The organism is Vibrio sp. VGrn 2, from assembly GCF_009361695.1.
Lineage (GTDB): Bacteria > Pseudomonadota > Gammaproteobacteria > Enterobacterales > Vibrionaceae > Vibrio > Vibrio diabolicus.
The window spans coordinates 128825-147125 of sequence record NZ_RBWD01000004.1; the positions used below are offsets into that span (position 1 = coordinate 128825).

Genomic DNA, 18301 nt, shown 5'->3' on the forward strand with positions numbered 1-18301 from the left:
TTTGGAATGAAGAAGCCGGATTATTCCACTTCGTCCATTTTGCCAAGTAGTGCACGAATGCGCTCTTGCCATTGTGCGTGCTCTTGTTGTGCTTGCTGTGCTTTTTGCTCTAGCTCTTCTCGTTGAGAGCGAAGCTCGTTCGCTTCTTCCGCAAGTTTTGCTTTATCTTCTTTCAGCTCTTCGACTTCCATCTGAAGAAGAGTGATTGTGTCAACTGCAGTTTGAATTTTAGATTCTAGTTGTTCTAGTACTTCAAAAGACATCTTGGCCTACCTATGTTATTCCGTTGGGACGATGTGCGAGATTGATGCACACCTAACCTATATAAGGTTCATTCTACTCAGCGTCGCGATGAGAAACACTCACTATATTCGATATTTCGCATCATTCGGTCAAAAAATCGGCGCAATCTCACTAAACGCTGACTTTTCTTATCGCCGAAGCATTTTTGAGCAAGGATTTTGCCTCCCGCCACGCTGAAAATCGCCCTAAGTATTGATCAAATTCAAGTTAGATAAAGTAAAAGCTCCGCAAAAAGGCAAACGTTTACCCTACGTTGTGATAGAATCGCCGCGCAAATTCTTCTTCCCTCTTGCTTACTTGGAGACATCATGAAACGCGATTTAGCAATGGCATTTTCCCGTGTGACTGAAGGTGCAGCTTTGGCTGGTTACAAATGGCTTGGCCGTGGCGATAAAAATGCAGCCGATGGCGCAGCTGTTGAAGTTATGCGCACCCTACTGAACAAAACAGATATCAGTGGTGAAATTGTCATTGGTGAGGGTGAAATCGATGATGCGCCAATGCTATACATTGGTGAGCAAGTGGGTATTGGTGGTGATGAAGTAGATATTGCAGTCGACCCGATTGAAGGGACGCGTATGACGGCAATGGGACAGTCAAACGCACTAGCCGTACTTGCCGCAGGTGAGAAAGGCAGCTTTCTTAAAGCGCCAGATATGTACATGGAAAAACTGGTTGTTGGCCCTGGTGCAAAAGGCGTGATTGACTTAGAAAAGCCGTTAAAAGAGAACCTAGAGAACGTAGCAAAAGCCCTGAACAAACCACTTGATACCTTAGTCGTTATTACCCTTGCGAAACCTCGCCACGATGACGTTATTGCAGAAATGCAAGCAATGGGCGTACGTGTCTTTGCGGTGCCTGATGGTGACGTGGCTGCCTCTATTCTGACTTGTATGCCAGACAGTGAAGTGGACATGATGTACTGTATTGGCGGCGCGCCAGAAGGGGTCGTCTCAGCCGCGGTGATTCGAGCGCTAGACGGTGACATGCACGGTCGTCTACTTCCGCGTCACGAAGTAAAAGGCGATACTGAAGAAAACCGCATTTACGGCGCAGACGAACTAAAACGCTGCGATGAAATGGGCGTAAAAGCGAATGTTGTCCTCAAAATGGAAGACATGGCACGCAGCGACAACGTGGTATTCTCAGCAACAGGCATTACTAAAGGTGACTTGCTAGAAGGCATCTCTCGCCAAGGCAATATCGCAACCACAGAAACGCTTCTCGTGCGTGGTCGATGCCGTACTATTCGTCGTATTAAGTCGACTCACTACCTAGATCGTAAAGATCCAGAAGTGCGTGATATTATTCTTTAAGCATTTCTCGAGGCTCTCGCTCAATCTGAGTGTGAGCCTTTCTTTCCGCACAACCAAGCAATAGATTCTGAATCACGCTCGTCCCTCGCTGTTCAGAATGATGGGCACCATAGCAAGCTCAAAATCAAAAGAGCTCGTCATTCTAGCGAGACTCAGAAATCTAGTAACAGCAAACTCCTATTCTCTCCCTCTCACCATAACCATTGCACAACCGAACGATAGATTCTGAAGCACACTCGTTTCTCGCTGTTCAGAGTGGCGATATATATTGGTTCGCATGAACATAGACCCAACAGATCCCCACTCAAACTAAGTCAACACTTTTCTTTACTAACCCTATCGCGCATAATATGTACTGACGTATAAATGGTGGGTATATGAAGACCGTAGATAGGATATTGCAAATCGTTAAGCGTGATGGTTCCGTCACTGCAAAACAACTCTCTTCTGAGCTGGGTATGACAACTATGGGGGCACGTCAGCACCTTCAGAGTTTAGAAGATGATGGCATCCTGTCTATTCATGACGTCAAAGTCAAAGTGGGTCGCCCCGCTCGCCATTGGTCTCTCACTCAAAAAGGTCATGAGCAATTTGCTGACCGTCACGGTGAGTTGACCATTCAGTTTATAGAGGCTGTCGAACACATTTTTGGCAAAGATGGACTGGACAAAGTCACATCGGAAAGAGAAAAACTCACGTTACAAAGTTATCGTCAGCACCTTGAGCAATGCAACTCTCTGCAAAGCAAACTAGAAACTCTTGTGACACTCAGAGAACAAGAAGGCTATATGGCCGAGCTTGAGCAAGATGAGAACGGATTTATCTTGATCGAAAATCACTGTCCGATTTGTAAAGCCGCAACTCGCTGCCCAAGCTTGTGCCAATCGGAATTGAGCGTCTTTCAGTCTTTGCTTGGACGTGACACCAAAATAGAGCGCACCGAGCATATCATCAGCGGTCAAAGACGCTGCGTGTACCGCATCCAACAACTGCAGTAACCACCACAACCCAACATCGACATGTCGCTCTTATTCAATCTCAAGCTTGAAAGCTTCTCTTATAAGTGAGACGGCTGAAGAATTCATCCTCTCACTTCTTTCTAGTGGTATAGGCTTTTAGTAACTAAAGGCAATTTCCATAAGGATTTGGAGAGCATCGATGTCTACTCTACGTCACTACCCTTCTCAAACGCTTCCGCCATTCGATGAAATGGTTCGAATGGCTGAGCGAGACCCAGAAGCTTTTGAGCAATTTCGTCATGAAATGGCAAAAGAGATGATCGAAAGCGCATCAGAAAACATGCAAGAAAGGCTGTGGGCTCAGCAAAGCCACATCGATAGGGTCATCAGCACGTGTAAAAACCCTCACCACACCAATGTGGTATTGATGAACGAATTACAAAAACAGGTCTTGAAGTTCAGAGCGGCGCTACAAGGGGAAACGGCACCGACTCAAAAAGCGGATGTGGTTAGCTTAAATGCGTTTAAAGATAGGGACGATTTTTACTGATACTCAGCAGATAGCTCGAGAAAGTTAGGGGTCGTTTCTCTTACCAAGTCTAACTTCCATTTACGCTTCCACTGCTTGAGCTGCTTCTCTCGGGTTATGGCAGTTGCCATATCTTCGAATAACTCAAAGTAAACGAGCTTATGAACGTTGTATTTCTTGGTAAATCCCTCAACTACTCCGTTTTTATGCTGCCATATTCTTTGAGGCAGCTGACTGGTAACACCAATGTAAAGAACGGCGTTGTTGTTTGACTTTAGGATATAAACGCAAGGTGTCCTATCGATGATTCATTCTCCTTCATGATTCGCTGTTACTTTTCCATTGTAATTCACTCGCTCAGTTCAAACTCGGAGCGCTCTGTGCGTAGATTCTGAATCACCTCGTTCCTCGCTGTTCAGAATGACGGTGACTTTAATAAGCTCTAGGTCAAAAGCGTTCGTCATTCTAGCGAGCTCCAGCGAGACTAAGAATCAAGTAACAGCAAACTCCTATTCTTTCCCACTCACCTTAGCCACTGCTCAAGCGGACGATAGATTCTGAATCACGCTCGTACCTCGTTGTTCAGAATGACGGTTCTATTTAATAAGAGAAAGTCGTCATTCTAGCGAGCTCAAGCGAGACTAAGAATCTACTTTCAGCGAGCACGTTACTTAAAGCGATTACTCCGGCTCAGGGCCATATTTGTTTGGTCCTGATGTCCCCTTTAAGAAGCCACATTCAATTAGAATCCATAAACCACAAATCAGAGAAATGGATGCAACGAACATTTGCGGTGTCGACGGCTCTTGTGCAACAGGGCTGGTCATTGGCGTAGCGATTCGTCCGATAATCAGCGGAATATTCAGTGCTAGCCAATAGATTGATTTGTTGCGGTCATGCCAACGCTTGGTGGTGATCGCCAAATCAGGGATTAACAAAATCACCAAGAAAATAGGGAGAAGTAAATAGGAGAAAGTAGGAAATAGCTTACTGATTCCAGCACCAAAACCTAGAATAGAGACATAGTAAATGACGTTCCAAATCCAGTAGGTTTTACGGTTTATACGTCCTTGAAAAGAAAACAGTAACTCTTTAGTCGACATCAAATTTTACCCCAAAATAGAAAGGTTATAGATTAGCCGAGTCGATATGGTTTGGAAAGTACACCTGCAGTGTAAGCGCCAACAGCGCCGTTACAACAAGCAGAGCGAGGCTAAGCTGAAGCAATGACAAACACTCGATAAGGCCTATTAGCTTTCAGTTCCCTTGGACCAACCCTGCTTGCTACTCTCAAGAAACTCGATTCAACCTAATTCACTACCTTCTGGAAGCTGTCTACGTCCATGTCTCGGATATTGACCGTTAAGCTGTGCACGTGACTGGCTTGCTCTTGAAGTGTCGCCATCAAGGCTCGTGACAGCTCTCGCTTCTGCTCTTGGGAACGGCCAGATAGCAAATCAAAGTTGATATGGATAAAGTCGAGGCTATCGCCCTCTTCCCCAATTAACCAATTGTGGCACCGGAGCGTTCTAGATTTCACTGACGCGAGTTCAAAAAGACCACTCTCTAACGCCGTTTTATGTAAATCCTCCAGCAACCCCTGAACATTGACACGTTCTTCCACCGAGTTTGAATACTCTAAAACGAGATTTGGCATTTTGATTCCTTTCTACAACAATTAATTCCAGCGCGTAGTAATACCAATCTCAGCATCAATTTCCGAGGAATGAACTATCATTCTGTCTACGTGATCACCAATCGATTGCTTTTGACAAAAATAACAGGATCGCTGCTTGGTCGAATCAGTAAAGAAAGCCGGACAAGACATGACGCCAATCATGATCTGTTCACATTATTCTGTTATATTCCTACGTAGATTTTTTACATTAATTGACTATTTACATTAAAGATAAGGGAGATATTCCTATGCGTCGTCCTGTAGTGATGGGTAACTGGAAACTAAACGGCAGCAAAGCAATGGTAACTGAGCTGCTAACTGGTCTTAACGCTGAGCTTGAAGGCGTTGAAGGTGTTGACGTAGCAGTCGCTCCACCAGCACTTTACATCGACCTAGCAGAGCGCGTAATCGCTGAAGGCGGTAACAAGATCATCCTAGGTGCTCAAAACACTGACCTAAACAACAGCGGTGCGTTCACTGGCGATATGTCTCCAGAAATGCTGAAAGATTTCGGTGCTACTCACATCATCATCGGTCACTCAGAGCGTCGTGAATACCACAACGAATCTGACGAGTTTATCGCTAAGAAATTCAACTTCCTAAAAGAAAACGGCCTAACTCCTGTTTTCTGTATCGGTGAATCTGAAGCGCAAAACGAAGCTGGCGAAACTGAAGCAGTATGTGCACGTCAAATCAACGCAGTTATCGACACTTACGGTGTTGAAGCTCTAAACGGCGCAATCATCGCTTACGAACCAATCTGGGCTATCGGTACTGGTAAAGCAGCAACAGCTGAAGATGCACAACGCATCCACGCTTCTATCCGCGCACTAATCGCAGCGAAAGACGAAGCAGTTGCAGCACAAGTAATCATCCAATACGGTGGCTCTGTTAAGCCAGAAAACGCTGAAGCTTACTTCTCACAACCAGACATCGACGGCGCTCTCGTTGGCGGTGCTTCTCTAGACGCTAAGAGCTTCGCAGCAATCGCTAAAGCAGCGGCTAAAGCAAAAGCGTAATCTCGTTTTTACTGAGAGTAAAAATAACAAAGGGATGCATCATGCATCCCTTTTTGTTTGCTTACGATCTAATGAGTTTTGTCATTCCGAGGAGTCTAAGCGACATCAGGAATCTACTCTCCGCACACACCCAAATCAAACCAGCAAAACAACAGAAATAATCTATAAGAGTCCCGTCATTCCGCGGAGCCTAAGCGACATCAGGAATCTACTAACCGCATGTGTCAAACCCAAAGTTAAGTAACGAAAAAACGCCTTACATCAAAACAAAGAACCTAATCGCACTTCCGATTATTCCCACTCAATTCCATCCAACCAACGAACTCTATTCACTTACGCTGCCCACAGGATTTATAGTTACTGATACTTGTTCAAGGAGGAGCAATCGACATGACAACACCCATATCAGACATCGCCAGTGTGATTCACCATGGTGGGAAACATACCGTCACTGGCTCTTGTCATGAATTGAAATTGCCACACTGCAGCATCTTGATCGATTGCGGACTCTTTCAAGGCAAAGACATCCATTTGGGCAACCGCAGGGCATCACTGGATATCGAGTTTCCAGTTAAACACATCAAAGCATTAGTCCTGACTCATGCTCATATCGACCATATCGGACGCCTACCTTGGTTACTGGCTGCTGGATTTAAAGGCCCCATTTACTGCACCAAAGCAACAGCCGAACTGGTACCGCTAATGCTAGAAGATGGATTAAAGCTGCAACTGGGTTTGAACTTCCATCAGCGTCAACAAGTCCTCAATGTCATTAAAAAACAGCTGAGACCCCATGACTACCAATAATGGCTGCAACTTGGTAAGCAATGTTACCGACGCTTTCAGCCTGCGGGGCACATTCTTGGTTCCGCTTACGTGGAATTCAAACTTCCCAATCATGAAATCATCGTATTTTCCGGCGATCTAGGTCCGTCCAATACCCCGCTCTTACCCGATCCTATGCCGCCAAAGCGTGCCGACTATTTGTTCATCGAGTCCACATACGGCAACAAAGAGCATGAAGACACAGCCACTCGAACTGAGCGCTTGAACGCCATTATCGATCACGCACTGCGAGACGGTGGTGTAATTCTGATCCCAGCTTTCAGCGTAGGACGTACGCAGGAGCTGTTATTCGATATTGAGCAACTGATTCACCAACGCGACTTGTCGTCTTCTTTGCCAATTATCCTAGACTCACCACTTGCGAAAAGAGTCACGAAGACCTACCGCCGTTTCAAAAAACTGTGGGGAAAAGAAGCAAAGCAAAAGCTCAACAATCATCGTCATCCCCTCGCTTTTGAACAATGCATTACTGTAGAAAACCATCGAGAACATCAAGCATTAGTAAATCGACTAGCCTCCACCGACGAGCCTGCGATTGTCGTCGCGGCATCCGGTATGTGCGAAGGTGGAAGAATCGTCAATTACTTAAAAGCACTCTTACCGGATGAAAGAGATGATGTGTTGTTTGCGGGTTATCAGGCGCAAGGAACCTTAAGTCGAGAAATCCAATCAGGCAACCACGCGGTGGATATCGATAACCAACCAATCGAAGCCAACGCGCAGATCCATGCCATCTCTGGATATTCTGCACACGCAGACCAAAGCGATTTATTGAAGTTTGTTACTGGGATTCCAACACAACCAAAAGCCGTGCATTTGATACATGGAAAAAAAGAAGCAAAAAGAGAATTAGGAGAGAAGTTGGAAGCAGAGGGAATTGAGGTGGTTTATTAAACTAATATCAGCAGACATTAGAACCATACAACCTAGTTCTTACTTATTGTTAATGAGTTAAAACAGCATAAGAATTTGAATATCAACGTGCTTTAACTAAGCTTTGTACGTCAGAAAGCCATGATAAAGCACGTTAGTAACGAGACGGAACAACTATGCAGGCTCAGCAACCTTTACGGTTGGGGTTTTAGCAAGCTCAGCACTAGACGCTTTTTTGTATAGGTTCTCGTAGCAGTAGTTGGTCGCCTCGATGTAACCTTCTACACTACCGCAGTCAAAACGCTGACCTTTAAATTTGTAAGCAATAACACAACCAGATTGAGCTTGCTGCATCAATGCGTCAGTAATTTGGATTTCTCCACCTTTGCCTGGCTCCGTATTTTCGATAAGATCAAAAATATCTGGCGTTAAGATATAGCGACCAATAATTGCTAAGTTACTTGGTGCAGTGCCTGGTTCTGGCTTTTCTACCATGTTATCAATTCGGAAGATGTCATCTTTGATCATCTCTCCAGCAATCACACCATACTTATGGGTCTCAGTTTCTGGAACTTCTTGAACCGCCACAATAGAGCAACGGAACTGCTTGTACAGCTCAACCATTTGCGCTAATACGCCCTGCTCTTCATTCACACAAAGGTCGTCTGCTAGTACAACAGCAAATGACTCATCCCCCACCAACTCACGACCGGTCAAGACAGCATGACCAAGACCTTTCATCTCACGTTGACGGATGTATGTATAACTCGCTGAATCAATCAAAGAGCGGATATCATCCAACAGTGCTTCTTTACTTGTGCCTGAGATTTGATGTTCCAACTCGTAGTTTTTGTCGAAGTGATCCATCAGAGAGTGTTTGCCACGACCAGTGACGATGCACATACCGTCCATACCAGCTTCAATCGCTTCTTCAACACCATATTCAATCAATGGCTTGTTAACTACTGGCATCATTTCTTTCGGCATGGATTTTGTTGCAGGTAGAAAACGAGTACCGTAGCCTGCAGCAGGGAAAAGACATTTTTTAATCATTTTTTAAATTCACCAACTGTAAAAAAGGCCCCCATACATGAGAGCCATATATTATCGTTATACTAAAAATTTAATCACTACCAAACAAGTCGCGCGTGTAAACTTTATCCGCAACGTCAGCTAACTCTTCCACCATGCGGTTGGAAACAATCACATCCGCACTTTGTTTGAATTCACTCAGGTCTTTAATCACTCGAGAGTTGAAGAAATCTTCTTCTTTGAGTACAGGTTCATAAACTACGACCTCAACACCTTTCGCCTTGATACGCTTCATGATGCCCTGAATAGAAGAAGCACGGAAGTTATCAGAACCTGCTTTCATGATAAGGCGGTAAATACCCACAACTTTTGGTTCTCGCTTAAGGATAGATTCCGCTACGAAGTCTTTACGAGTACGGTTTGCATCCACAATCGCGCCGATGATGTTGTTTGGCACTTCTTGGTAGTTAGCAAGCAGCTGCTTGGTGTCTTTTGGAAGGCAGTAACCACCGTAGCCGAAGGATGGGTTGTTGTAGTGATTACCAATACGCGGGTCTAGACCTACGCCCTCAATAATCTGACGAGCATCTAAGCCATGCGCTTCGGCGTAAGAATCTAGCTCATTGAAGTATGCGACACGCATAGCAAGGTAGGTATTCGAAAATAGTTTTACTGCTTCAGCTTCTGTCGAATCAGTAAAGAGAACTTGGATATCTTCTTTAACCGCACCTTCAACTAGTAAACCTGCAAACATTTCTGCACGTTCGCTGCGCTCACCTACAATAATGCGAGATGGATGCAAGTTGTCGTAAAGCGCTTTGCCTTCACGCAGAAACTCTGGAGAAAAGATGACATTCTCACACCCCAATTCTTCTTTAATGCGCGCGGTATAACCCACTGGCACGGTAGACTTAATTATCATTACCGCTTCCGGGTTAATCGCCATCACATCTTTAATCACCGCCTCAACAGAAGAAGTATCAAAGTAGTTGGTTTGCGGGTCGTAATCTGTTGGGGTTGCTATCACAACATATTCTGCACGTTGGTACGCTTGCACTTTATCTAAAGTAGCAACGAAATTTAGCGTTTTCGTCGAAAGAAAGTATTCAATTTCGGCATCCACAATCGGAGATTGCTTGTTATTAAGCGCTTCAACCTTTTCTTCGATGATGTCGACTGCAACCACTTCGTGATTCTGTGCCAATAGCATAGCATTAGACAAGCCTACATAGCCCGTACCTGCAACTGCAATTTTCATGGGTTAGTCCTTCAGTATAGTTTTGGTGAAGAATATCAAAACAGAGCAATCTGCGCTATCTGTCGCTATAACCAACTTTGCGGTTGTCAAGCTAACCATCGCCTTTGCGGATATTACAGCTTTTTCCTTTCACAAAGTTGCGCTAAAATCAGACGGATATGTACTATAATTGTTGGCTCTTTTATGTTTCTTGAACTCAGTTTTATCTTTTTTACTTCCTTTGCGACACTCTTTTTAATGCGAAAGATAGCAAAACAAATCGGCTTGGTTGATAAACCTAATGCACGTAAACTTCATAACGGCGCGGTTCCTTTAGTTGGTGGTATTTCAATTTGCTTGGTACTAGCACAATATTTAATTTTTAACCCAAATACTATTGAATACAGTTGGCTTTACTTAACTTGTATCTGCACACTTACTATAGTTGGTGCAGTAGATGATAAAATTGATCTTAACTTCAAAGTTCGCTTAGTTATTCAAGCGATTTTGTCAATCGTAATGATGAAAGTTGCAGGTATTGAGCTAAGTAGTCTCGGAGATATGTTTGGGATTGGAGATGTTTCTTTAGGTTGGGCAGGTAGTTTAATCACCATAGCCGCAGTAATCGGCGCTATAAATGCCTTTAACATGGTGGATGGTATCGATGGCTTGCTAGGTGGTCTTTCTATTGTAACATTCGGTGCACTAGCATTTTTATTACAAGTTGATAGCCAACATGGTTTAGCTTATCTATGCGTAGTCATCATTGTAGCCATGCTTCCTTATATCTTTATGAACCTTGGGATACTAGGAAGAGAGCGAAAAGTATTTATGGGTGATGCTGGAAGTATGATGATTGGCTTCACTGTAATCTGGTTGTTGCTAGGCGTTAGCCAAAAAGGAAATCCAGAACCACTAATGCGCCCAGTAACTGCACTTTCGTTCATTGCAGTACCGTTGATGGATATGGCAGCGATCATGATTAGACGTATTCGACGCGGTGATTCTCCTTTTAAACCAGATCGTGAGCATTTACATCATATCTTCCAACGTTTAGGACTTGGCCCAAAACAAACTCTGGTTGCTATTTGCTTTATTGCATTCCTATATGCAGCCTGGGGAATTTATGGAGAGATAAAAAACTTCTCTGAAGTTACTATGTTCAGTTTTTTCATTGCTTGCTTCATCGTATACTCCATCATACTTTCACATATTTGGAAGATAACAACATTCATAAGAAAAAAAATTAGAAAGAAAACACAGATACAAAACTCTAACGCCTAACAGGTTTTGAAAAAGAGCAGTTAATGAACAATCTAACAAACTCACTCACGTCATTACTTTAATATAATTTACAACTTATATTATTAATGTTTTTATATTTAGAACCTTGCACGTAACAGTCAGGTTTTACTAATGATGAGTACCTTAGTAAAACCTGTCTAATAAGATATCTTAAATGTGTTTAGACATATAAGTTAGAGTAATCAAAGAACTAACATTTACGTATCAAAACAAAGACAAGGAAAGCAACATACTATTAGCTCGATTATTATTTTAAATTTCTGCTTAAATTTTCAAGATATAGATTTTCAATATGCTCAGTTCTAGTTTTGATACAATGATTCATCATTACCCTCATTCTGGCATTATTTCCCAATGTCAATCGAGCTTCGTCATTAGCGATTAGATGGGACAAATGAGAAAGCAGCTCCTTGGTATCTCCCAGTTCAAACAATAAGCCGTCAAAATGATTATTTACCAAATCTCGGTTACCTTGAATATTTGAAACTACACAAGGCAATGCGGAGGATTGGGCCTCCAAAATAGCCAACGGCATACCTTCGTATTTTGATGGCAAAACGAAAATATCAAGACTTTTAAGAACATTAGGGATATCTTTAACCCAACCGAGAAGCTTAATCTGCTTCTCGTTAATACCGTTGGAGACTAACAACTCCTCTAGCTCACTCCGCAATTCGCCGTCGCCACAAAAAACGAATTGAATATTATCATGCTTTTCAAGAAGGGGGATTGCTGCTTCGAGCAACATCCTAGGATTTTTTTGAAATGATAGTCGTCCCACCATGCCCACACTAATACAATCAACACGTAAACCTAGTGCCTCTTTATATTGTTTTCTTGCATCGGGTGGACTGTAAATAGAAGTATCAACGCCATTAGCTAGGACAATAACCTTATCTCTAGACGCTCCTACATAATTTATAGCAATCGCAGCATCCTCTTCATGAAGACATATCAACCTGTCACTGCACCAAGAGCCAACATATTCCATAAGCCTAAATATATTACGTTGGATGAAATTACTGGCGGCTGGAAACGAAAAACCATGCACTGTATGTAAAATAAATTTTGCTCCAGTAAGCTTCGCAGCTAAACGGCCAAGCACTCCAGTTTTTGAAGAGTGTGTATGCACGATATCAAACTTTTCATGATGCATGAGCCTAATAAAACTCAAAAACGCCTTCATATCTTTGAAAAATGAAATATCTCGAACAAGATCTTTACACAAGATAACTTGAATACCGTTTTTCCTACACTCCTCAGTTAACTGCCCTTCTTCTTTACAAAGCAAGTATTTATCAAAAATATCATTGTCTAAATGAATCAATTCATCCAGGGCTACTTTTTGGACACCAGATAATAAAGAAAATAGCTGTATATGTAGTATTTTAACTTTTTTCATATTTTTCAAATCAAATCCCAAGAATATAAATAACTTTGAACCATAACATCTATCGTAAATCTTTCTTCAATTCTGGAACGGGCAAGCAACGATCGCTCAGCAAACTTCTTACCATTTATATCACGTTCCACAACTGCTTCAAGTATACAATTCGCAAGTATTCTGGGGTCTTTAGGAGGACATAGCCAGCCCGTATCTCCTACAATAGACTCTACATCACCGACAAGCGTTGAAATGCATGGTGTACCACAAGCCATCGCCTCACATATAACATTTGGAAACGCCTCAGCAGAGCTAGACAATATATGAACATCGAAAACATTCATATATTTGGGAATATCCTCCGTTGGCCCACACAATAAAACATTATCATTCAATCCATGATAATTAATTAAATCATGCATTATCTGATTTGTATTATCCATTCCTTTCCCTAATAAAAGGCAAATAAAGTCGTCACCAAACTTCTCTTTAAAAAAATTTAAAGCGGAGATCAAATTTGCATGATCTTTGTAAGGATCATGTCTGCCCACACATCCAAAAACAACATTTTTCTCAAGCCCAAGGTTTTCCTTTATTTCTTTTTTTTTCTTTTCCGAGTAGATACTAAACCTTGAAATATCGTACCCATTTTGTATAACTTTAGAGTTAGAGTTAGAGTAGCCCAAATTTTCATGAATACGCTGACTTTCTTCTGCACAATATATTATCTTAACAGGCCAAACTCTACTCAATACAACATTAAAATAAGATAATAAAATTGTTAGTAATTTAGATTCGCCAAATTTCAATACCGTATTATGCACAGACCAGAAAACCCTTCTCTCTTTAAGAAGCATGCATATAATAGTAAGTAGGAACTCAGCATGATACATCCAAGCCTGAAAAGCAACAAACTCTTCTTGTTGTACAAGTTTCTTAAGATTTAAGAACGAATTTACAGAAGATTTTATACTCGAAAAGTTTCCAGTATGTACTTCAACACATTCTTTCTCGAGTAATGCCTCATACTTCCCTCCTCGTTTCATGGTAAACACAACATGTTCGATTGAAGGAGAGTTAGTTATCAACTTGTATAATGAAGCTTCTGCCCCTCCATCACTTAACCCCGAGATTACATGCAAAACCTTAGCCATATTGTCCTATCGTTTTTTGGTTGTGTATATAAAATGCAGTCAATATCATAAAAGACATTATGACAGCGTTATTAATTAAGACTACTCCTTTTATATGAAAAACAAAAATAAGCAATGTTACAGAGAAAAAGTAATTATAACTACGAGTCAAACATGCCATATAAAACGCAACTAGCATCGTGAGAATTAAATATAGTACTCCTCCGAAAAGCAAAAACCTCATATAGCCAGAGTCTGTATGCATGTAATATGAACCATCTTCGTTAACGTAAATTCCATTACCAAAAGCTAATGTGGAAAATTCGGAAGGAATAAATATCATTGTCTCTAAATGTGATAAAGACGACATTTTTCCATTACTAGAAAAAACATTAAAAACTTCAAGTATCCATGTCTTATAGAGGTTAAAAAATGGTAACGTTTCTATTGCAATAATTATAAATAAAAACGAAACCATCATGTAAATGAAGTACTTTCTCTTTTTAAATAAAAGGGACGCAAAGAAAAACAAGATCGCAATGAAGGCTGTTCTTGCAGATAGTATACCCGCTATAATTATTAATAGAGTTTTAAATGCTAAGGAGAAAGACATTTTTCCATCTCTCGCTACCATATAGCCTATATATGAAACAACTAAACCATAACCTACAGCAATACCAAAGTATCCAGAACCTGATAATGATGAAATACGAAATGGTACATAGCCAATGAGCTCGCCTTGACCATGTTTAAAAAATTGCACGAACGGCAATAAATGGTCATTTACGCCAAAAAACAAACATATGATTGAGTTAAAAAAGAAAACATTGATGATTTTATTCTCCAGATCATCGTATCCAAAAACATTTAAGTAACAATAAACAGCTAATAAAACGACAATGGCCTTAAGCACAGAAAGTATATATGTATAGTCACTAACCTGGCCTAGCAAAATTGTGAAGATAGAATATATCAAAACAAGTAGATAGATAAAAAACAACCGCCATTGAGATTTAGTTAACGACATCCTTTTCAAAAAAATGACAGGTAGTAAAAAGATAACTACTAAAAATGCAGAACCCAAAGCACGCAAGGGAGGTATTGAGAGGTCAAAAATCAGAAGGAACAAAAGAACATACGATACAAATTGAACAAATTTGGTTTTCATCTTGCTAATTTTCTTATTACGAACTTAACCACATTAATAGCATGGCCATTTGTCACTAGAACCATAATATCTTTAACACTTAATTGCTTTGAGTACTCCAACTTCCAAGATAACCTCAATATCTTAAATGCATCTTCATTCTCTTCGAAATGTTTCTTTTTGATAATAGCTAAAGCGTTAAGTCTATTTTTGTATTTTGATATACGCTCTTCACCGTGATGAACGTCAACATACTGTAATCGAAACTTCAACTTTACAGCTTGAAGGTTTTTATGGTTTTTTAACAGCCTAAACCAAAGCTCAAAGTCTTGCAGTGCAGGCATTCTATTGTCAAAAACATTAGATTTCAATAAAGAACTCTTTACAAAAATCTGATTTCCGACAACATTTTTTTTGTACATATCCAAATAAGTGATTGTCTTCTTTTTCTTAGAAAAGGTGTCACCCAACAAGTAAAATAATTTCGTACACAGTTTGTATTTTTCTGATAAAAAATATGAGGATATAGATAAAAATAAGTAGTCATCATTCCAATGACTAACAAGAGTTTCTATTGCTTCTTTATGTAGATAATCGTCATCATCTAGACCCATTATATAATGCCCTCTTGCAACTGATATTGCTAAGTTTCTTGAATCACAGGCACCGGATTTGGGCTCGTTAGCAACATATATAATGTTCCGTTCTTTATGCTCTCCCCTTAAGCTTTCTACTAGTTCCTCGACCTCCTTGTCCTCACCATCTGAACATATAATCACCTCGATGTAATTATAAGACTGCTCTAAGACCGATAATACTGCTCTTTTTAATAGTTTAGGTCTGTTGTAGGTAGGAATATAAACAGAGACCAACTTAGAATTTTTCATTATAGTTTCCAAAATTTAAGATTTTTGAGTTAATCAGCTTATTTAAGACAAACAATGTAATAAAAAAACGAAGCAGGTTCGACATGGCAAACGCATAACCGGCACCTATGAGTCCGTAATATGGCAATAAAATATAAAGCGAAATAATATTAAATATCGAGGAGGAGATAGTGATGTAAGACAGATATATAGTTTGCTTAGTGTAAATTATATAATTAACGATAGAAAGATACATGCCAAATAAACATTGCCCTAGAACCAAAAATGGTAAAACGTCTCCTGCTGTAGAAAAGTCATCACCAGCAAGCACCCCAACAATAGAGTCTGATATAAGGAAAGAAAATACAGTAATGCTAACAAATACTATAAGTAGGTATATCTTATATTTAAAAAGAACTCTCAGATCAGCGTTTTGTTTCGATAAGTAAGAGAATAACCAAGGTGTAAAAGCCTTGTTGACACTGTTTAATATTAAGTTCATTCCATTAGAAAATGTAATCGCCACCATATAGATACCAACAGCCTCTATGCCCAATTTAGTTTGAACAACAAATCTATCTATTGTGAATAGCAAAAAACCACCAAAGACGTGAGGAATTAGTGGACCACCAAATATAATAAATTTTTTAAGAAATCGAAAGTCGAGAAAAAATGAAACTTCCTTATTTTTTACCAAAGATAAGAATGATAAAATCGCCACAACCACTAGAGCAAAGACTATTGATAAGACTCTTCCCTCTGCGTCCAATTCCAAACTAATAACAAAATATAATCCTAAAAATACATTAAAGATGGATTGTACAATTTGAACTACACCATACTTAAATGGCTTAGATTTAGCTTGATATATACTAAGTCTTACATTTATTACAAAAGAGCAATAAGAACTAATTATTGCATAAAACAACCATTTATCGTCAACATTAAGTATACTAGCAATCAAATCATTAAAAATAAATAAAAGGAGTGAAACAATTAAAACACATAACAGAACTAATAATAAAGCATTACCGACTAGCCTCGAGTATTCCTTACTTGTATATCCTTCAAAATACTCTCTAAGGATTAAACCGTGACAACTCAGACTCGTTAGTGAAAATAACCCAGCCACAAGAAGATTGTACATCGCGACCTGTCCATATGCCTCAGGACTTAAATAGCGAGTCAAGATAGGCATCATGAAAAAAGGAATGGTTGCACTAATTATAGAATTTACAGAGTAAATTAGAGAATTTTTAATACTCATTTAATGCATAAACCTTATAAATACTATAAAAATTTTCCTCAAAGTGAAATGTTTGCTTTGTAAATTTTTTTGATAAGAGTTCACTTATAGCTAAGGCTACAAGTTCTCCTTCTCGACCCTGCCATGCGGTTTGGTATGTAGCACTGTATTCCCTCAAAGCATTGCGCTTATTTACAACTCGATTTTTATCATTAGCCTTTGCTATTGACCCCTTAATATCTTCAATATTTAGTGATGTACATATTTCCTTTTCGAGAAACCCATAATAGTCATATTCAACTTTTGAGTTAGAACAGTAGTAATATAAAACAGGAAGGCCAAATAATGCAGCCTCTAATATTATGCTACTGTCAGTAGATGTTAATGCTGATATTCTCGAGAAGTAATCATTGACACTCTCAGTTTTAGCGTCAGAAATGGAAATATCTACATTTAGAGTTTTTGAAATGCTAGTTATAACATCTCTAATTTCAGCACTCTGAGCTGGATGAAGTCTTACAATGCAATTAATATTTTGTTCATTACATTTCGATAAAAACCTCAATATATAATCTTTGTCGATAGTATTATTTATTGCTAAGCCCATATATTTTTTCGAGAGTGAGAGAGGCTTTATATTAATCGATTTTTTTTGTCCGGATAGATATACCCTACAACGTCTGTTTTTTATTAATTTGCATTCAAACTGGTCCTCAAAAATATCAAGATATGTTTTTAAAGCACTCTTTCCATCTAAGAAGCAGTAATCAAAATCTAATACCGGATAGTTTTTTGAAATTGATGCATGTTGAATGTAAGCCGTCTTTATCCCATAAAAGTCACACACATACTTTATGCTTCTAGTATCCGCGCTATGATCGTTCGCTAAAACTACAAGACTAGCTTTTCTCTTAGAAAGAAGAACTAGAAAATAAGGAATGAAAAAATAAGGAAGAAATAAGTTAGCCGCATGTGAATTTGCTCTTTTTAAGCCAACCCTATTAACTAATGAACAAGCTAAAGTAAAAAGCAAAAAAAATGTCGTTATGAATATTTTTATAGCTTCAGTTTTTTTTAATGGTACCTTAATTGAAGTGTGCGATGAAATTAACTTTTTATCGTTATAAATCCAACAACAATTCATTCCAATTTTCACGCTTGAATTATAAGTGGACATTAAGCTTTCGTATTGATTTTTAGTTGTTGCATAAAATAGAACATCTGAGTCTATATTAGACTTGTCTAACGACAAACTCTTATAATATTCAAGTATCACGTAGATGAACTTAACAAACTGAAAAAGCAAATTTGCCTTAAATTTTCCTTCACCTTCCAAGCTAAACATATAATCTGAACGATTACCATGTAAAAAGGATATATTTTCTTCTTTAATATCTTTTATTATAAACCTAGCAATATTAATCATTT

At 39.6% G+C, this 18301-nt stretch carries 17 protein-coding genes and 1 pseudogene; 6 read left to right on the forward strand and 12 right to left on the reverse strand.

What is annotated here, in order from left to right; genetic code table 11:
• Positions 1-20 precede the first annotated feature (20 nt).
• Entirely contained in the window at positions 21-263 is a 243-nt protein-coding gene (gene zapB / locus D8S93_RS09200) for a cell division protein ZapB (protein ID WP_005379536.1), read from the reverse strand.
• A 348-nt stretch (positions 264-611) separates the two neighbouring features.
• On the opposite strand from zapB, the gene glpX reads away from it, so the two are divergent.
• From glpX to D8S93_RS09220, 3 genes are all read left to right on the forward strand, one after another.
• Positions 612-1619 carry a class II fructose-bisphosphatase gene (gene glpX / locus D8S93_RS09210; protein ID WP_005383180.1) on the forward strand — a complete coding sequence of 336 codons (1008 nt, stop codon included), beginning with the start codon at positions 612-614 and terminating at the stop codon, positions 1617-1619.
• Positions 1620-1996: 377 nt separating this feature from the next.
• Positions 1997-2617, forward strand: coding sequence for a helix-turn-helix transcriptional regulator (locus D8S93_RS09215; RefSeq protein ID WP_048626579.1), 621 nt, complete (start codon positions 1997-1999; stop codon positions 2615-2617).
• A 160-nt stretch (positions 2618-2777) separates the two neighbouring features.
• Positions 2778-3128, forward strand: coding sequence for a DUF3135 domain-containing protein (locus tag D8S93_RS09220; protein WP_152812850.1), 351 nt, complete (start codon positions 2778-2780; stop codon positions 3126-3128).
• Here the strand turns inward: D8S93_RS09220 and D8S93_RS09225 are convergent.
• The 3 genes from D8S93_RS09225 to D8S93_RS09235 form a co-directional block, all read right to left on the reverse strand.
• Positions 3122-3415, reverse strand: a complete 294-nt coding sequence (locus D8S93_RS09225) for a GIY-YIG nuclease family protein (protein ID WP_319802979.1) — start codon at positions 3413-3415, stop codon at positions 3122-3124. The two genes, D8S93_RS09220 and D8S93_RS09225, sit on opposite strands and share 7 nt — an antisense overlap.
• A 372-nt stretch (positions 3416-3787) precedes the next feature.
• Positions 3788-4210 carry a DUF805 domain-containing protein gene (locus D8S93_RS09230; protein WP_152812852.1) on the reverse strand — a complete coding sequence of 141 codons (423 nt, stop codon included), beginning with the start codon at positions 4208-4210 and terminating at the stop codon, positions 3788-3790.
• A gap of 206 nt (positions 4211-4416) precedes the next feature.
• Positions 4417-4764, reverse strand: coding sequence for a 5-carboxymethyl-2-hydroxymuconate Delta-isomerase (locus tag D8S93_RS09235; protein WP_005397960.1), 348 nt, complete (start codon positions 4762-4764; stop codon positions 4417-4419).
• 269 nt (positions 4765-5033) lie between these two features.
• Here D8S93_RS09235 and tpiA point away from each other — a divergent pair, with 269 nt between their 5' ends.
• On the forward strand, positions 5034-5804 hold the full coding sequence (gene tpiA, locus D8S93_RS09240) for a triose-phosphate isomerase (protein ID WP_005384863.1): 771 nt from the start codon (positions 5034-5036) through the stop codon (positions 5802-5804).
• Between the two features lie 390 nt (positions 5805-6194).
• Positions 6195-7544: pseudogene (locus tag D8S93_RS09245) on the forward strand (MBL fold metallo-hydrolase RNA specificity domain-containing protein).
• Between the two features lie 153 nt (positions 7545-7697).
• On the opposite strand, the gene galU reads toward D8S93_RS09245, so the two are convergent.
• Both galU and D8S93_RS09255 read right to left on the reverse strand, forming a co-directional pair.
• Complete coding sequence (galU, locus tag D8S93_RS09250; RefSeq protein ID WP_152812854.1) at positions 7698-8576, reverse strand: UTP--glucose-1-phosphate uridylyltransferase GalU; 879 nt, start codon at positions 8574-8576, stop codon at positions 7698-7700.
• A gap of 70 nt (positions 8577-8646) precedes the next feature.
• On the reverse strand, positions 8647-9813 hold the full coding sequence (locus D8S93_RS09255; protein ID WP_152812856.1) for a nucleotide sugar dehydrogenase: 1167 nt from the start codon (positions 9811-9813) through the stop codon (positions 8647-8649).
• A gap of 183 nt (positions 9814-9996) precedes the next feature.
• On the opposite strand from D8S93_RS09255, the gene wecA reads away from it, so the two are divergent.
• Positions 9997-11076 (forward strand): UDP-N-acetylglucosamine--undecaprenyl-phosphate N-acetylglucosaminephosphotransferase, encoded by a 1080-nt coding sequence (wecA, locus tag D8S93_RS09260; RefSeq protein ID WP_152812858.1) that lies wholly within the window; start codon positions 9997-9999, stop codon positions 11074-11076.
• A gap of 268 nt (positions 11077-11344) precedes the next feature.
• On the opposite strand, the gene D8S93_RS09265 is transcribed toward wecA, so the two are convergent.
• The 6 genes from D8S93_RS09265 to D8S93_RS09290 are packed head-to-tail and all read right to left on the reverse strand — an operon-like array spanning position 11345 to position 18299.
• Complete coding sequence (locus tag D8S93_RS09265) at positions 11345-12499, reverse strand: glycosyltransferase family 4 protein (protein WP_227483969.1); 1155 nt, start codon at positions 12497-12499, stop codon at positions 11345-11347.
• Positions 12500-12504: 5 nt separating this feature from the next.
• Positions 12505-13635: a glycosyltransferase gene (locus tag D8S93_RS09270; RefSeq protein ID WP_152812862.1), complete on the reverse strand. Its 1131-nt coding sequence runs from the start codon at positions 13633-13635 to the stop codon at positions 12505-12507.
• A complete protein-coding gene (locus tag D8S93_RS09275) occupies positions 13628-14782 on the reverse strand; it encodes a hypothetical protein (protein WP_152812864.1) in 1155 nt (384 codons plus the stop codon). Before D8S93_RS09275 ends, D8S93_RS09270 begins: the two co-directional genes overlap by 8 nt.
• Positions 14779-15648 (reverse strand): glycosyltransferase, encoded by an 870-nt coding sequence (locus D8S93_RS09280; protein ID WP_152812866.1) that lies wholly within the window; start codon positions 15646-15648, stop codon positions 14779-14781. Before D8S93_RS09280 ends, D8S93_RS09275 begins: the two co-directional genes overlap by 4 nt.
• Positions 15635-16894 (reverse strand): oligosaccharide flippase family protein, encoded by a 1260-nt coding sequence (locus tag D8S93_RS09285; RefSeq protein WP_152812868.1) that lies wholly within the window; start codon positions 16892-16894, stop codon positions 15635-15637. The genes D8S93_RS09280 and D8S93_RS09285 overlap by 14 nt, the downstream gene beginning before the upstream one ends.
• On the reverse strand, positions 16884-18299 hold the full coding sequence (locus D8S93_RS09290; RefSeq protein ID WP_152812870.1) for a hypothetical protein: 1416 nt from the start codon (positions 18297-18299) through the stop codon (positions 16884-16886). The genes D8S93_RS09285 and D8S93_RS09290 overlap by 11 nt, the downstream gene beginning before the upstream one ends.
• Positions 18300-18301: the final 2 nt, after the last annotated feature.

Bases quoted from the DNA above. Each gene is read 5' to 3' on its own strand.
- zapB (WP_005379536.1), bottom strand. From the start codon at position 263: ATGTCTTTTGAAGTACTAGAACAACTAGAATCTAAAATTCAAACTGCA.
- wecA (WP_152812858.1), top strand. From the start codon at position 9,997: ATGTTTCTTGAACTCAGTTTTATCTTTTTTACTTCCTTTGCGACACTC.
- galU (WP_152812854.1), bottom strand. From the start codon at position 8,576: ATGATTAAAAAATGTCTTTTCCCTGCTGCAGGCTACGGTACTCGTTTT.
- D8S93_RS09270 (WP_152812862.1), bottom strand. From the start codon at position 13,635: ATGGCTAAGGTTTTGCATGTAATCTCGGGGTTAAGTGATGGAGGGGCA.
- D8S93_RS09280 (WP_152812866.1), bottom strand. From the start codon at position 15,648: ATGAAAAATTCTAAGTTGGTCTCTGTTTATATTCCTACCTACAACAGA.
- tpiA (WP_005384863.1), top strand. From the start codon at position 5,034: ATGCGTCGTCCTGTAGTGATGGGTAACTGGAAACTAAACGGCAGCAAA.
- D8S93_RS09220 (WP_152812850.1), top strand. From the start codon at position 2,778: ATGTCTACTCTACGTCACTACCCTTCTCAAACGCTTCCGCCATTCGAT.
- glpX (WP_005383180.1), top strand. From the start codon at position 612: ATGAAACGCGATTTAGCAATGGCATTTTCCCGTGTGACTGAAGGTGCA.
- D8S93_RS09235 (WP_005397960.1), bottom strand. From the start codon at position 4,764: ATGCCAAATCTCGTTTTAGAGTATTCAAACTCGGTGGAAGAACGTGTC.
- D8S93_RS09285 (WP_152812868.1), bottom strand. From the start codon at position 16,894: ATGAGTATTAAAAATTCTCTAATTTACTCTGTAAATTCTATAATTAGT.
- D8S93_RS09275 (WP_152812864.1), bottom strand. From the start codon at position 14,782: ATGAAAACCAAATTTGTTCAATTTGTATCGTATGTTCTTTTGTTCCTT.
- D8S93_RS09290 (WP_152812870.1), bottom strand. From the start codon at position 18,299: ATGATTAATATTGCTAGGTTTATAATAAAAGATATTAAAGAAGAAAAT.
- D8S93_RS09255 (WP_152812856.1), bottom strand. From the start codon at position 9,813: ATGAAAATTGCAGTTGCAGGTACGGGCTATGTAGGCTTGTCTAATGCT.
- D8S93_RS09215 (WP_048626579.1), top strand. From the start codon at position 1,997: ATGAAGACCGTAGATAGGATATTGCAAATCGTTAAGCGTGATGGTTCC.
- D8S93_RS09230 (WP_152812852.1), bottom strand. From the start codon at position 4,210: ATGTCGACTAAAGAGTTACTGTTTTCTTTTCAAGGACGTATAAACCGT.
- D8S93_RS09265 (WP_227483969.1), bottom strand. From the start codon at position 12,499: ATGAAAAAAGTTAAAATACTACATATACAGCTATTTTCTTTATTATCT.